Annotated in this window: 10 protein-coding genes; 9 read left to right on the top strand and 1 reads right to left on the bottom strand. The window is 66.5% G+C overall.

The window, feature by feature from the left end; translation table 11 throughout:
* Nucleotides 1-616: PAS domain S-box protein (locus KDM41_08025; GenBank protein MCB1183366.1), on the bottom strand; the 616-nt coding region annotated here is incomplete at its 3' end.
* Nucleotides 617-951: 335 nt separating this feature from the next.
* Here KDM41_08025 and KDM41_08030 point away from each other — a divergent pair.
* The 9 genes from KDM41_08030 (at nucleotide 952) to KDM41_08070 (ending at nucleotide 15423) form a co-directional block, all read left to right on the top strand.
* The gene (locus tag KDM41_08030) at nucleotides 952-3939 is read left to right on the top strand and encodes a TonB-dependent receptor (protein ID MCB1183367.1); all 2988 of its coding nucleotides are present in this window, start codon (nucleotides 952-954) and stop codon (nucleotides 3937-3939) included.
* A 55-nt stretch (nucleotides 3940-3994) separates the two neighbouring features.
* Nucleotides 3995-6868, top strand: a complete 2874-nt coding sequence (locus KDM41_08035) for a hypothetical protein (protein MCB1183368.1) — start codon at nucleotides 3995-3997, stop codon at nucleotides 6866-6868.
* 60 nt (nucleotides 6869-6928) lie between these two features.
* On the top strand, nucleotides 6929-7861 hold the full coding sequence (locus tag KDM41_08040; GenBank protein ID MCB1183369.1) for a PorV/PorQ family protein: 933 nt from the start codon (nucleotides 6929-6931) through the stop codon (nucleotides 7859-7861).
* A gap of 201 nt (nucleotides 7862-8062) precedes the next feature.
* Nucleotides 8063-10924, top strand: a complete 2862-nt coding sequence (locus tag KDM41_08045; GenBank protein ID MCB1183370.1) for a hypothetical protein — start codon at nucleotides 8063-8065, stop codon at nucleotides 10922-10924.
* A 115-nt stretch (nucleotides 10925-11039) separates the two neighbouring features.
* A complete protein-coding gene (locus KDM41_08050; GenBank protein ID MCB1183371.1) occupies nucleotides 11040-12692 on the top strand; it encodes a GWxTD domain-containing protein in 1653 nt (550 codons plus the stop codon).
* Nucleotides 12693-13181: 489 nt separating this feature from the next.
* Nucleotides 13182-13829: a MotA/TolQ/ExbB proton channel family protein gene (locus tag KDM41_08055; GenBank protein ID MCB1183372.1), complete on the top strand. Its 648-nt coding sequence runs from the start codon at nucleotides 13182-13184 to the stop codon at nucleotides 13827-13829.
* Between the two features lie 85 nt (nucleotides 13830-13914).
* Nucleotides 13915-14325, top strand: a complete 411-nt coding sequence (locus KDM41_08060) for a biopolymer transporter ExbD (GenBank protein ID MCB1183373.1) — start codon at nucleotides 13915-13917, stop codon at nucleotides 14323-14325.
* 13 nt (nucleotides 14326-14338) lie between these two features.
* Nucleotides 14339-14761, top strand: a complete 423-nt coding sequence (locus KDM41_08065; protein ID MCB1183374.1) for a biopolymer transporter ExbD — start codon at nucleotides 14339-14341, stop codon at nucleotides 14759-14761.
* Between the two features lie 41 nt (nucleotides 14762-14802).
* Nucleotides 14803-15423: an energy transducer TonB gene (locus KDM41_08070; GenBank protein MCB1183375.1), complete on the top strand. Its 621-nt coding sequence runs from the start codon at nucleotides 14803-14805 to the stop codon at nucleotides 15421-15423.
* Nucleotides 15424-15530: the final 107 nt, after the last annotated feature.

Consider the following 15530-nt stretch of genomic DNA (forward strand, 5'->3'; position numbering starts at 1 on the left):
CTTCGCCGGACCAGCGGCCCTGCCGGTCAACCTCCTCCAGCACCCGCCGGGTCAGGAAATCGTTGTCCGAATCGCCGCGCAGGATGGAAGGCTTGCGCCCGAGAATCTCGGCGGCGGAATAGCCGAACATCAATTCCGCCGCGGGGTTCCAGCCCGTGATGTTGCCGACCAGGTCGGTGATCATCACGCCGTCGTGCATCTGCTCCCAGATCAGGGCTTCGCGTCGCAGCGTCTCCTCGCGCGCGTCGGCCGCGAACGGGGCCTCGCCCTGCTGCTCATCTCGCACGACCTGCGCGTGCTGCGCGGGGCGTGCCACGAGATCCACGTCATGTTCGCGGGCCTGGTCGTCGAGACCCTCGGCACCGGTGCGTCGAGGGCGCCGCGCCATCCGTTCACGCGCGATCTGCTGCGCGCCGCACCGGACGCGTTGCGGCGTGATCCCGCCGGTTGGGAAGACCGCGGGTTCCTCACGACGCCGGGTCCGCGCGCGGCGTCGGCAGGCTGTCCCCTGTGCGGCCAGTGCAGGCTGCAGAAGGCCATTTGCGGCAACGGGTTGCCACCGCTCAAAAACATCGGCGACGGGCACCTGTTGCGGTGCCCTGTCGCCGAAATCCATGACGCTTCACATTTTATTGACACGTTATAGGCCAATCTCTATATTCAAACACCAGTTGCGGCACGGGTTGCCCAACCCCTGATCTCTCGTCGATTCGGAGCGAAATCAGGGGGGAATTCCGAGAGGATTCCGCACCCAGAAGTGCCTCCCAGGACCGGCGGAAACGCCCTGATCAGCAGGCACCCCACACTGCCCGGCTAGGTTCAGTGATACTTGACAACAGCCAGTCTCCAGGTTTCTCCGACACAAGCGCTTCGGGGAATCCCGCGTCAGCCGGATTTGTCCTCTCGGAAAGGAGCGCCAGTATGCTCCGGTGTCACCGGATGGAGTGGAACATGCCACGCGTACGACTTCTGATCCTGGTGGCCTTCCTGGTCACGCTGTTCGCGTCCGGCGATGTGTTCGCCCAGGGCGCGCCCGCGACGATCAAGGGCACGATCAAGGACAAGGAATCCGGCGAGCTCCTCGACTACGCCAACGTGCTGTTGGCCGGCACCACCCGGGGCACCATGTCCCTGGGCGGCGGTGTCTTCTATTTCAACGGGATGGCGCCCGGCACGTACACCATCAAGGTCCTGTACCTGGGGTACGCGCCGGTCGAGCAGACCGTCTCCATCAAGGCGGGGGAGACCAAGAGCCTGGTCTTCGAGCTCGAGACGGTCATCGTCGAGACGCTCCAGGCGTTCGACGTCGAGGGCGCCGAGTACATGGTCGAGGTCAAGAGCGCCGTCACCGAGCACAAGGTCAGTTCCGAGACCTTCGAGAAGTACGCCATCGACTCGGTCGAGGACGCCCTCTCGAAGCAGGCCGGCGTGGTCATGCGCGGCGAGGAGCTCTTCGTGCGCGGCGGCCGCTCGGGCGAGGTCTCCATGCAGATCGACGGCGTCGCCGTCGACAATCCCCTCGGCACCGGCTCGCTCTCCGTCTCGACCCTCGCGGTCGAGGCGACCACCATGGTCACCGGCGGCCTGGACGCCAAGTACGGCAACGCCCTGTCCGGCGTCGTGAACATCACGACCAAGGAGGGCGGCGAGAAGTTCGGCGGCGGCGTGCGCTTCCTGACCGACGACTTCGGCCGCCAGGACAAGACCTTCACCAACTACGACCGCTTCGAGTACGGCTTCGGCGGTCCGACCCCGGTCAAGGGCCTGACCTACTACCTGGCCGGCGACGTCGCGTTCACCGACACCGAGAACACCTCGGTCGCCCACCGTCCCGAGTACAAGGTCAAGCTGGGCAACTCGACCCTCTTCAAGTTCCGCGGGCGCCAGAACAACAGCGCCAAGGGTTCGGTCAAGCTGGCCTACACCCTGAGCGAGAACAAGAAGGTCACCGCCGAGTACTCCTACTCGACGGCCTACAACCAGTTCTATGCGCCCAACTGGAGCACCGAGGGCTACGCCCAGCGCGTCATCTTCATGCCCGAGGTCATTCCGCTGCCCCAGGGCGGCGCCTGGTTCGCGACCGGCCGCAACATCCCGGTCTACTACGGTCCGTGGTACGAGAACATGCTGCACGAGGCCCGCACCGTGCTCGTGGTCGACAACCGGAACTCGAGCCAGCTCCGCGTGGCCATGCCCATCCTCGAGGTGCGCAGCGCCGCCGACAACCGCGAGTACACCGTCGTGGCCCACGCCTCGTTCGACGGCTTCCGCTACCCCTACGGCGCCTTCTCCACGGTGGAAGAGGACAGCTCCTACGCCGCCTTCAACTCCGCCAACCGCTTCCTGCAGTCCAAGAACATCGGGCAGGTGGCCAAGGTCGTGTGGCGGCAGAACCTCACCGAGTCGACGTTCTACACCGTGCGTCTGGGCCTGGTCGCCTTCGACCGCCGCAGCGACGTCGACGGCAAGGATCCCTGGGAGTACAACCACGGCCCCATCGGGTCGCCGGGCCTCTTCTTCGGCCAGACCCGCATCTACCTGGGCAACACCGACTACTACTCCGATCCGCTCAGCCCGTACTACGTGACCACCAGCGACCTGGCGAGCTACACCGAGGAATACTCCCGGACGTACAGCCTCGGCTTCGAGCTGGTGAGCAACCGCTGGGAAGGCCACCTGGCCGAGATGGGCATGGGCATCCGCTACAACGACCTCGAGCGCTACGCCCTGGCGGCGCCGGCGGTCATGCGCCAGAGCCGGTTCACCGGCGAGTGGTCGCAGGGCGGCAACCGGAACATCTTCCACACCTACAACCCCGAGGCCTACCTCTACCTCCAGGACCGCTGGGAGTACGAGGGCATGGTCGTGAACTACGGTCTGCGCTACGACATGTTCTCGCCGGGCACCGCCGCGGCCATCGAGCTGAACAACGACGACGTCGACGGCAACGTGATCAAGTACAAGACGGCCATGCAGCCGCGCCTGGGCTTCGCGTTCCCGATCACCGAGCGCGACGGCTTCCACTTCCACTACGGCCGCTTCGTGCAGTTCCCCAACCGCGAGTACCTGTTCGCGAGCCAGGACCCCGTCGGCAACGCGGGCATCCTCGGCAACCCGAACCTCGACCCGGAGACCACGGTCCAGTACTCGGCGGGTATCAAGCACCAGTTCACCGACTACATCGCGGGCCAGTTCTCGCTGTACAGCAAGGACATCTACGACCTGATCGCCTCGAGCCAGGTCACCGACGAGGCCACCGGCCAGACCCTGGCCCGGTACATCAACCAGGCCTACGCGTCGGCCCGCGGCATCGAGATCTCGCTGAACAAGCGGTTCAGCGACAACTACCAGTTCGACTTCAGCTACTCCTACATGTTCGCGGACGGAGTGGCTTCCGATTCGGAGTTCGGGTCGAACCCCGAGGGTCTCGAGTTCCTGCCCAACCAGGAGCTCCCCCTCGACTGGGATCAGCGGCACACGCTGAACCTGCTGCTGCTGTTCGCCAAGCCGGGCGTCTGGTCGTCCTCGTTCTCGTTCTCCTACGGCAGCGGTTTCCCCTGGACGCCGGTCGACCGGTTCGCCAAGCGCCAGGACCCGCTGCTCGAGAACAGCGAGCGGCTGCCGGCCACGTACTCGCTGGACATCCAGCTGGAGCGCAACATCAACTTCTACGGCAAGCGCCTGTCGTTGCAGTTGCAGGGCTTCAACCTGCTGAACCAGGACGTCGTGGTGAGCCCCGGCGGCGGCGGCATCAATCCGGGCATGATCAACGGTGCGCGCTATGGTGGCCTCTCGCACCTGACCGAGACGGGCAAGTACGGAGCGGCGCTGCTCCAGGATGCCGACGGCGACGGGGAGGACGAGTTCATCCCCATCACCGACCCGCGGACCTTCGGCCAGCACCGTCTGTTCCGCTTCGGCATCGGCTACTACTTCTAGAATCGGGGAGTCCCGTATCGGCGCCGGACGCGGTGCCGGTTTGGAAAGGATCGCAATGTCGAGGACCTTCGAGAAGCGGGCATGGCAGCGGTGGGGCGGCGCACTGCTGCTCGTGCTGCTGGCCTGTGTCGCGACGCCGGCCGCCGCCTACATGGACGTCGAGAATCCCGTGGTGGATTCGGGGTACAACCCCAACGGCATCTTCGTCCTGGACGGCAGCTACGTGATGAACGTGGGCGAGGTGCAGATCAACATCACCAACTGGGGCCTGATCGGATCGACCTACTCGATCGCCCGGCCCTGGTCGGACGCTCCCTCGTGCCAGTGGCCGGCCGGTTCCGGCAACGAGTACCTCTGGTCGGCCGGTCTGTGGGTCGGCGGGGTGGTCCTGGGCGAGCGCCTGTGCTCGACCGGCGGCTTCGGGTCCGAGATCTATCCCCAGCCCGACGACATCGAGGCGACCATCTACGAGGCCATCGGCACCAAGGTCCTGCGGCCGGCCGGCAACCCGGAGGCCAGCGGCCGCCGCGAGCCCATGCCCGCCTTCGACGACGACGGCGACGGGCTGGTCGACGAGGAGGTCCTCAACGGCTACGACGACGACGAGGACGGCAAGATCGACGAGGACTTCGGCCAGATCGGCAACCAGATGTTCGTGCTGACGAACTACGACAACACGCGCCTGGCCATGGAGAACTTCCCCGACCACACGCCCATGAACCTCGAGATCATCCAGACCTCGTTCCAGTGGGAGAACGACCAGGTCGACGACTTCGTCGGCTTCGACTTCAAGATCACGAACATCGGCGTGACGGACATCGAGCGCGTGTACATCGGCTTCTTCGCCGACAGCGACATCGGCCCGCGCGGCGGCGCCGGCACCGCCGAGGACGACATGGCGGGTTCCTGGCCCCCGAACCACGGCTCGCCCGGCCTCGTGCGCGCCTCGGACGGCAGCTTCGTGCCCCTGCAGGTGGGCTACATGTACGACGCCGCGGAGATGGGCCGTCTCGACGGCTACTTCGGCATCGTCTTCCTGGGCCACGACGTCGATCCGGCCGGGCGCCTGGCGCCGCGGAACGTCGGCATGCGCACCTTCCAGAGCTTCTCGGGCAACGCGGCCTTCGAGCAGGGCGGCGACCCCAGCAACGACGACGAGCGCTACCAGCTCCTGTCGGCGCCCATCGAGGAGTGGGACAACGACACGGCCCAGGGCAAGCAGGCCGACTTCCGCTTCCTGGTCTCGGCGGGCCCGTTCTCGATCATGCCCCCGGGCGAGTCGCTCAGCTTCCAGGTCGGCATGGTGGTCGGCTCCGGGCTGGGCAACGAGGACGGCGGGCAGGGCCTGCTGGCCAACTGCGCCGAAGCGGCGCTCACGTGGTACGGCATCTACGTCCAGGGCATCAACGCCGTCATCACCGACGGGGGCGACGAGCTCGACCCGGGGCAGCAGGGGCGCGAGACCCTGCTCTGCCGCGAGGACTTCGATTCGGGCGGCGGCCAGAACCCGTTCGACAACTTCAAGCCCGACTACATGGACGGCACCTGCCTCGATCCCGAGTGGGTCCTCGGCCAGCCGGGCCTGACCGATGACGATCTCTTCGACTACGAGGTCGACGGCGTCACCAAGAAGTGCGCCATGTTCAACATGGACAACTGCTTCGAGTGCGCCCGCCAGTTGGGTCACATCTGCGGCCCGGAGGACTTCGAGGAGGAGAACTGGAACTGCAACGATCCGGACCTGCCGCCGAGCGAAGCAGCCGGCTGCACGGGCGTGGGGGGCCTCGATCACCAGATCCACTGGCTGGTCGGCATGGCGCCGCCGCCGCCGGGCCTGCGGCTGTGGCCCACCGACTCCCGGGTCCATGTCTACTGGGACGACGAGAGCATGATCACCGAGGACATCCGCCTGCGCGTGATCGACTTCGAATCGTACCGCATCTGGCGCGCCGACAACTGGGACCGGCCCTTCGGCTCGTCGCTGGTGAACGGTCCGGAGAGCGGCCTGTGGCAGATGATCGCCGAGTACGACCTCGTCAACTCCTACGTCACGACCCGCGAGGTCGACGGCGTGACGTACCGCGACACCATCCCCCTCGGCGCCAATACCGGCCTCGAGTCCGTGCGCTACCGCCCGGTGTGCCTCGACGACGCGCGCTTCGCGGGCCTGGCCGACTCGATGCAGGTCGTGGTCGACATGGATCCGCAGGGCCGCCAGACCAAGCGCCCCGATGTCCGTGACGCCGGGGGCGCGCCCAACGAGTTCTTCTACATCATCGGCGTGAACAACTGGGAGATGTACCCGGACGTGCTCGACACGTTCTGGGCCACCACCTTCCGCGCCGCCGACGCCGGCACCGTGCCGCCGACCGTGGAGAAGCACGCGACCGAGTACTTCGAGTACATCGATCGCGAGATCCACAACGGCTTCATCTACTTCTACTCGGTCACCGCGACCGACCACGCGCTCGACCCCGAGGACGTCCGCGACGGCACCTACCTGCCGACCGGTCCGGGCCTCGTGGGCGATCCGGGCTCGTCGTTCGACAACACCGTGCCCGGCACCACGGCCCAGACGGCCGAGGAGCGCGCGAAATTCGGCGTGAACATCTACGTCTACCCGAACCCCGCCACGCGGGACGCCCTGGCCGAGTACCAGGAACTGTTCCCGGCCGGGGACGACCCCACGGGTGTGCGCGTGACGTTCACCAACCTGCCCGCGGCCCGCAACGTCATCAAGATCTACACGATCAGCGGCGACCTCGTGCAGGAGATCTCCCACAACGGTCTCAACGGCGCCGGCCACGTGAGCTGGAACCTGATGAGCCGCAATGGGCAGGAGATTGTCAGTGGCGTCTACCTGTACTCCGTGCAGTCCGACGACTCCCGCTTCGAGGATTTCGTCGGCAAGTTCGTGGTCGTCAGGTAGCTCCTGATGATAGGGGCAGTTTTGTGTCAACTCCGTCCGCGGACGGATCTGGAGGTTTCCATGAAACGCATCGCGATGCTGACCTTCATCACGCTGGCTCTGCCGTCCGTGGTGTTTGGTGCCGGGTTCGCCAAAGTCGGCACCTTTGGTGGTCAGGAACTCAAGATCGGCGTGAGCGCCAGGGCCACGGCCATGGGATCGGCCTTCACCGGGGTCGCGGACGACGCGACCGCGGTGTTCTGGAATCCCGGCGGCCTGGTCAACGTCAAGGGGAACGAGGTGTCGGTCAACCACGTGTCGTGGGCCGCGGACACCAACCTCAGCTCGGCGATCCTGGCCTTCAACCCGCGCTCGATCCCGGGCACGTTCGCCCTGTCGGTCCGTTCGTTCTGGATGGACCCGCAGCTGGTGCGCACGGCCTACAATCCCGAGGGCACGGGTGAGACCTTCGACGCCGGCACCACGTCGTTCGGCCTGAGCTACGCCCGGTTCTTCACGGACAAGTTCTCCGCGGGCTTCACGCTGAACTACATCCACATGGGCCTGGCCGAGACCGCCGTGAACACGGGCGCCCTCGACTTCGGCATCATGTACCGCATCGGGATCAAGGACCTGAAGCTGGGCATGACCATGCAGAACCTCGGCGGCAACTTCACGTTCGACGAGCGTGAGACGAACCTGCCGGTGATCTTCAAGGTCGGCGTGAGCTTCAACGCCTTCAAGAACGAGCGGCAGCGCCTGACCCCGGCCCTCGAGTTCCAGCACCCCGCCGACAACCTCGAGCGGGCCAATGCGGGCCTCGAGTACGCGCTGAACAACATGTTCTTCGCGCGGGCGGGCTACCACATCAACTACGACACCGACGGCCTGGCCTTCGGTTTCGGCGCGGCGCTGCCCACGGGCGAGACGACGCGCATCCAGGCGGACTACAGTGCCGTCGACATGGAAGCCCTCGGCTACGTGCACCGATTCACGGTCTCGGTGACCTACTGATCCCCACCTCCGGATCAGGTCCAGACCGTCCGCACTGCCCCAGATCGAACGCTCCGGCCGCGGCCGGAGCGTTCGTCTTTCCGGCCCCACTTTTTCGCCCTCGACCCTTTCCCCGGCCGGCCCGAATCCCTAGTTTGATGGGCGGCCGCTTCCCACGGCGACCCGGGTTCACGGGGCATCTTCCGGTTCGATAGGATCACCATGATGGAGTTGGCCTGCGTCCGCGGTCGCCTTGCCGTGCGCCCCGTTCCGTGTTCCGCGCTTCCCGTCTTCCTCCTGCTCGTCCTGGCGGCGTTCGCCGCCGCGGCGCCGGCCCTCGCCTGGCAGGAGGTGCGCAACCCCGTCGCCGAACTCGGCACCAATCCCAACGGCGTCTTCGTCCAGGACGGTTCGTTCGTCATGAACGTGGGGGAGGTGCAGATCAACATCACCAACTGGGGCCTGATCGGTTCGGCGTATTCGACGCCGTCGCCGTATTCGGACGCACCGTCGTGCCAATGGCCCGCGGGGTCGGGCGACGAGTACCTCTACGTCTCGAGCCTGTGGGTGGGCGGCGTGGTGCTGGGCGAGCGCCTCTGCTCCACCGGCGGCGAGGTGAGCCCGATCCCCGACGACATCAATGCGACCATCTACGAGGCCGTGGGCAACCGCATCCTGCGGCCGGCGGGCAACTCCACGGCGGGTGGCCGGCGCGCGCCGATGCCCTCGCCCGACGACGACGACGACGGCCTCGTCGACGAGGAGATCCTCAACGGCGAGGACGACGACGGCGACGGCCTCGTCGACGAGGACTTCGGGCAGATCGGCAACCAGATGTTCGTCCTGACGAACTACGACAACACGCGCCTCTCGCTCGAGCAGAATCCCGACCACACGCCCCTGAATCTGGAGATCGTGCAGTCGACCTACCAGTGGGAGAACGACCAGGTCGACGACTTCGTCGGCTTCGACTACCGCATCCGGAACATCGGCGTCACCGACATCGAGCGCGTGTACATCGGCTTCTATTCCGACAGCGACATCGGGAAGCGGGGCGCGAGCGGGACGGCGGGCGACGACCTGGCCGGCAGCTGGCCGGCCAACCACGGCTCGCCCGGGCTGGTGCGGGCCTCGGACGGCAGCTTCGTGCCCATCCAGGTGGGCTTCATGTACGACGGCGCCGAGATGGGCCGCCTCGACGGCTACTTCGGCATCGTCTTCCTCGGCCACGACGTCGACCCATCGGGGCGCACGGCGCCGACCTTCGTCGGCATGCGCACCTTCCAGAGCTTCACCGGCAGCACCGCCTTCGAGCAGGGCGGCGACCCGAGCAACGACGACGAGCGCTACCAGCTGCTGAGCGCACCGGTCGAGGAGTGGGACAACGACGCCCCCACGAACCGCCAGGGCGATTTCCGCTTCCTCGTCTCGGCGGGCCCCTTCGTGGAGATGCCGCCGGGAGACGTCCTGAACTTCCAGGTGGGCATGGTCGTGGGGCCGGGTCTGGACGGCCTGCTGGCCAACTGCGCCGAGGCGGCCCTCACCTGGTACGGGATCTACGTCGAGGGCGTGGGCAACGTCGTGACCGAGGACCAGACGGTGATCAACGCCGGCCAGTACGGCCGCGAGACCCTGCTCTGCAGGGAGGACTTCGCCGATGGTTCGGGCGCGAATCCGTGGGACAACTTCAAGCCGGACTACATGGACCAGAGCTGCCTCGACCCCGAGTGGGTGCTGAGCCAGCCCGGCCTGACCCCGGCCGACCGGTTCGAGTACGTGGTCGACGGCGTCACCAAGACCTGCGCCATGTTCAACCTGGACAACTGCTTCGAATGCGCCCGGCAGACGGGCCATCCCTGCACGACCGAGGACTTCATCGAGGGGCACTGGACCTGCAACGACCCGGCCGCCGCCAGCACGGCCGGCTGCACCGGCATCGGCGGGCTCGACCGCCAGATCCACTGGCTGGTGGGCATGGCGCCCCCGCCGCCGGGCCTGCGCCTGTGGCCCGAGGACAGCCGGGTCCACGTCTACTGGGACGACGAGAGCATGGTCACGCCGGACATCCGGCTCGGGACGCTCGACTTCGAGAGCTACCGGATCTGGCGCGCCGACAACTGGGACCGGCCCTACGGCACCTCGGTGGAGAACGGCCCGGCCAGCAACCTGTGGCAGATGATCGCCGAGTTCGACCTCGTCAACAGCTACGTCACGACCCGCGAGACCGACGCGGGCATCGAGCGCGACACGATCCCCCTCGGGGCCAACACGGGACTCGAGGTCGTGGCCTACCGGCCCGTGTGCCTCGATGACCCCGTCTACGCGGACCTCGGTCCGGCCATGCAGCAGGTGGTCGCCATGGACCCGGGAGGGCTGCACCAGGTGCGGCCGCCCCTGCGCGACGCGGACGGGAGCCCCAACGAGTACTTCACCCTGCTCGGGCGCTGGGAGACGGCGCCGGACGTGCTGGACACGTTCTGGGCCGCGACGCCCCGCGCCGCCGACGCGACGGCGGTGCCGCCGGTGGTGGCCAAGCGGGGCGTCAACTGGTTCGAGTACGTCGACCGGGAGATCCACAACGGTTTCCTGTACTTCTATTCGGTCACGGCCACCGATCACGCCCTGTCGCCGGCGGAAGTGGCCGCGGGCGACGCCCTGCCCATCGGGCCGGGGCTGGTGGGCGATCCCGGCTCGTCGTTCCAGAACACGGTGCCGGGCACCCGGGCCCAGACGGCCGACGAACGGGCGCGCGAGGGCGTGAACATCTACGTCTATCCGAATCCGGCCACCCGCGAGGCCCTCGGCGAGTACCAGGAACTCTTTCCCGCCGGCGACGACCCCACCGGGGTGCGGGTGACCTTCGCCAACCTGCCGGCCGCACGCAACAGCATCCGGATCTACACCGCCTCGGGCGACCTGGTGCAGACCATCCCGCACGACGGGCGCGCGGGCGAGGGGCACGTCAGCTGGAATCTCATGTCCCGCAACGGCCAGGAGATCGTCAGCGGCGTGTACCTGTACGCGGTCGTATCCGACGATTCCCGCTTCGCGGACTTCGTGGGGCGCTTCGTCGTGGTGCGCTGACGGGGCGAGGTTTCGCTGGCGGATCGGGCCGCGATTCCGTAATATCATGGGTGGCTGGCCCGGCCAGCTCCGGTCGAGGGGGATCGGTCTTGTCAACACCAGTAAAGGCCTGGCTATGGCGATCTCGTGTGCCCGCCTCGGACGGTCCGTCCGCTCGCACCCGCACCGCCTTTTCATGGGCGTCACCCTGCTGACCCTGCTGCTTCCCGGCACCGCGGCCGCCATCCTGCATCCCCTCGACGGGGGAGGCAACTTCCACACGTCCGTCGAGGTGATCAACCGCTGGGTGAGCGAAGACCAGCTCGACGTGCTCGTGCTCTTCGAGGTCGACAACGCCGACCTCAGGTTCGAGGAGGAGGACGGGCGCATGGTCGGGCGCGTGCGGGCCGAGGTGCGCCTCGAGTCGCTCGACGGCCAGGTCGTGACCCGCAAACGCCAGATCCGCACGCCGGGGGTGTCGTCGTCCGAGGCCGGCGCCACGACCCAGTTCCAGGTCTTCGGCATCCTGCTCGAGGACGTCCCCTTCCGGGCCGGACGCATCAGCTGCGGCGTGTACGACGTGAACCGGCGCAAGCCGGGCATCCTGAATTCGGCCAAGAAGAACTCGGCGAGCAGCGAGTGCGCCACGGCGTGGGTGGCCGAGGACGGGCCGCGCACGCGGATCGGCATCGCGCTGGAGGATCCGCTGTACCTGGTCCAGGCCCCCTTCGACACCTGGAACCCGGACGGCGTCCACGAGCGCGCCGAGGACGACGGCTGGCTCCACGACTACGCGCACCCCTCGCGCCGCTACGGGCTGCAGCAGGACAAGCTGCAGATGTTCATCCCGGTGTGGCCGCCCGCCGGCGGCATCGCGGCCGACCACCAGCCCCTCGGCCTGCGGGTCGAGGTCGTCAACCTCGAGATGGACTTCGCCCTGCGCGACACCGTCGACTTCGACAACCGGGGCCGTGCGGCCCTGGCCGCCGGCCGCCCGGCCGCCCTGTTCTACGAACTCGACGTGAACCTGCTGCCCGAGGGCGCCTACCGGCTCAGCCTCGGCCCCCTGGACGCCGAGGGGCGGGGCGTCGTGTCCCAGTTCGACGTCATCTGGCGCCTGTCGGCCCTGGCACGTCACCGCAGCCAGATGCTGGGGGAGGGCCGCACCGTCTTCGGGGGCAAGGCTCTGGACGGCTTCCTGGCGGCCAGTCCGGCCGAACAGGAGAAGCTGCTGGGCGATTTCTGGGACGCCCTGAACCCGGATCCCGAGAGCCCCATCAACGAGGCCTACCTCGAGTGGCAGTACCGCCTCGCCTACGTGCAGCGCTTCCTCGGCGGCTTCGACGAATTCGGCGCGGCCGACGACCGCGGCGAGGTCTTCCTGCTGCTCGGTCCGCCCGACGAGATCCAGACCCAGCGCATGCCCATGAACTTCCGCGACCAGGACGACGCCCGCATCAAGGTGTACGAGGAGTTCGCTCCGGACCGCGAGAGCGTGGCGTCCAAGGGCGGCTCCATCGGGGGCACCCAGAACATCAATCCCTACGAGGCCGTCGGCGGCGTGCCGATGCCCTATTCCTACAGCGCGGAGCGCGACCGCGGCGAGGCCATCCGGTCGGCGACCCACAACTTCCCGTTCGAATTGTGGAAGTACAACAACGAGGGCAAACCCCTTTTCGCCAACAGGTTCGCCGAACGGGGCCTCAACCCCCGCTTCCTCTTCGTGGACCAGACCGGGTACGGCGACTACAAGCTGACATCGTCCAATCTGATCGGTCCGGACGACTGATCCGCCGGGACGGAAAAGGTTTGACTTAGTACCCCTGTGTCCACTAATTATATCGAGCGACTAGACTCCAATGACCGGGTGAATCTGGTGCCTTGTCGTCCCCTCCAATGCGGCCCGCGCGTTTCGCCGGCGCGGCGACCGGACGGGGACCTCGTGCGGCGCCCGACGGCTGATTAGCGGTGCGCCATCCCCACTTGCACCCCGGCTGCCACCCGGCACCAGTCTTTCAAAGGGTCCCACTATTCGGAAAGGGAGACTTGCACAATGGCTCGTCACGGTACGTTGAAAAACGCCATTTTCCGGCTCATCACCCTGAGCTTCCTGGCCGCCCTGCTGGCCACCCCCGTGCTGGCGCAGGATGACGCCGGAGCTGCTGGCGAGGACCGCTTCGCCAAGATCCAGGCCACGAGCGACTCCCTTGGCTTCGGTTCCACCGCGGCCGACTCCATCCAGGAAGTCCCCGTCGTGGTCGAGCCGCTCACGGGCCTGATGGGCGTCGTGGACCGCTCGCCCCTGGGCAAGACCGGCGCCGGCGAGCTGTTCGTCAAGGGCGGCACGTTCATGTGGTGGATCCTGATCGTGGCCGTGGTGGGCTTCGTGTTCATCATCGAGCGGCTGTGGACCCTCAACCGCGCCCGTGTGAACACCCGCAAGCTGATCGGCACCGTCATCACGACGCTGCGCAACGACGGCGTCCAGGCCGCGGCCGAGGAGTGCCAGAAGGTGCGCGGTCCCATCGCCGCCATCCTGTACTCGGGTCTGCAGAAGGCCGACAAGGGCCGCGACGCGGTCGAGAAGGCCATCGGCACCGCCGGCACCATCGAGATGAGCTTCCTCGAGCGCGGCCTGATCTGGGTGTCCTCCGTGACCACCATCGCCCCGCTGCTCGGCTTCCTCGGTACGGTGTCCGGTATGATCAACGCCTTCGAGGCCATCGCCGCCAGCGAGCAGGTGAACGCCAAGCTCGTGGCCAGCGGTATCTCCGAGGCCCTCATCACCACCGCCTCCGGTCTGATCGTCGCCATCCCCGCGACCATCGGCTACAACTACTTCATCTCGGCGATCGACCGTTTCGTGATCGAGATGGAGGAGACGAGCGCCGAGCTGATCGAGGAGCTGGAGCGCCTGAAGGGCTAGCTCCGCGCGGTGGGGACCCGGACCACCGGGGCCGGAACGAGGTTCAAGCCGGACGACCGGCACGGAAGGATGTTCGATGGGAGTCATGAAGAAAAAGAAGAAGGAGGCGATGGGCGAGCTCCGCATGGACTCGACCGCCGACGTCGCGTTCCTTCTGCTGATCTTCTTTATCGTGACGACGATCTTCGCGGCCGAGCAGGGCCTGACCCTTGTCCTGCCCGGCAAGCAGAAGAAGCAGGAAGACACGGTGAAGGTGAAGGAGTCGAACATCGCCACGATCTTCGTGCACGAGAACAACTCCATCACCCTCGACAAGAAGCCCATCGAGATCAACCACATCAAGCGCGCCATCGAGGACCGGATCCTGGCCAACTCGAAGCTCGTCGTGGTGCTGAAGATCCATCCGGAAGCCAACTACGGCATGATGGTCGGCTGCCTCGACGAGCTGAAGCAGGCCAACGCCACCAAGGTCTCCCTGAAGACCGCCGAGAAATAGGAAGGGGGAGGACATGGATTTCAATCGCTCGACGAACAAGGGCACTTTCATCCCCACCTCCTCGATGGGCGACATCGCCTTCCTGCTGCTGATCTTCTTCATGGTGACGACCATCTTCCGTGAGGAGACGGGTCTGCCGGTCGAACTGCCGCGGGCCGAGGCGGGCGAGGAAGTGAACCGCGAGCTGGTGTCGAACATCTACATCAACCGCGTCGGCCAGATCTCCATCGACGACCGGCTGGTGCAGATCAAGCACATCGCCGACATCATGGGGACCAAGATCAGCGACAACCCGCAGCTGATCGTCGCCTTCAAGACCGACACCTACGCCGATTACGGGACCGTCTCCGACGTGATGGAGGAGTTGAAGGAGGTCAACGCCGTGCGCGTCTTCTTCAACAACGACATCGAAGGCAGTCCCGGTCAGAAATACTAGGGAGAACCATGTCGACCATTCCGGCAAACAACGCTGTGCGGATGTCGGCCAACGACCAGTTCAAGGCGCAGTACAACAAGTACCTGCGCTGGTCGGCCGTGATCGCCATCCTGCTGGTTCTCATCGGGGCCATGATTTCGCCGAACTACGTGCCGAACCCCTACAAGCTGCGCCAGGAGGAGTTCGAGGTCGTCGATGTCGAGGACCAGGAAGTCATCGACATCCCGCCGCCGCCCGTCGAGGCGCCGCCGCCGCCGAAGGTGATCGAGGCCGCCCCGGACGACGAGGTGACCGAGGACGTGGAGATCGCCGACACCCTGATGGACCTCGACACGGCCATCACCAGCAGCATGGGCTCCTACGACCTGGGTGGCGACGAGGGCTTCGTGGCCTCGTCCACCAACCCGATCATCACCAACTGGGCCAAGCCCAAGTACCCCGAGGTGGCCCGCATGGCCCAGGTCGAGGGCACGGTCATCGTCAAGGTGCTCGTGGGCCCGGACGGCTCGGTGCAGCAGGCCCAGGTCATCCAGAGCGTGCACCCGCTGGTCAACAAGGCCGCCCTCGATGCCGCCTACAAGTGCAAGTTCATTCCGGGCAAGCAGCGGAACATTCCGGTGAAGGCCTGGATGGCTTTGCCGTTCAACTTCCGTTTGAACTAGCGGGATGTCTTGCATGGCGCGGTGGACCGCGCCATGCGGATCCCGGGGGCGGGAGACGATGGTTTCTTACGGTCGCCGCGCTGATGCGCGGCGGCTTTTTTGTGGTT

Source organism: bacterium, assembly GCA_020440705.1.
GTDB lineage: Bacteria > Krumholzibacteriota > Krumholzibacteriia > LZORAL124-64-63 > LZORAL124-64-63 > JAGRNP01.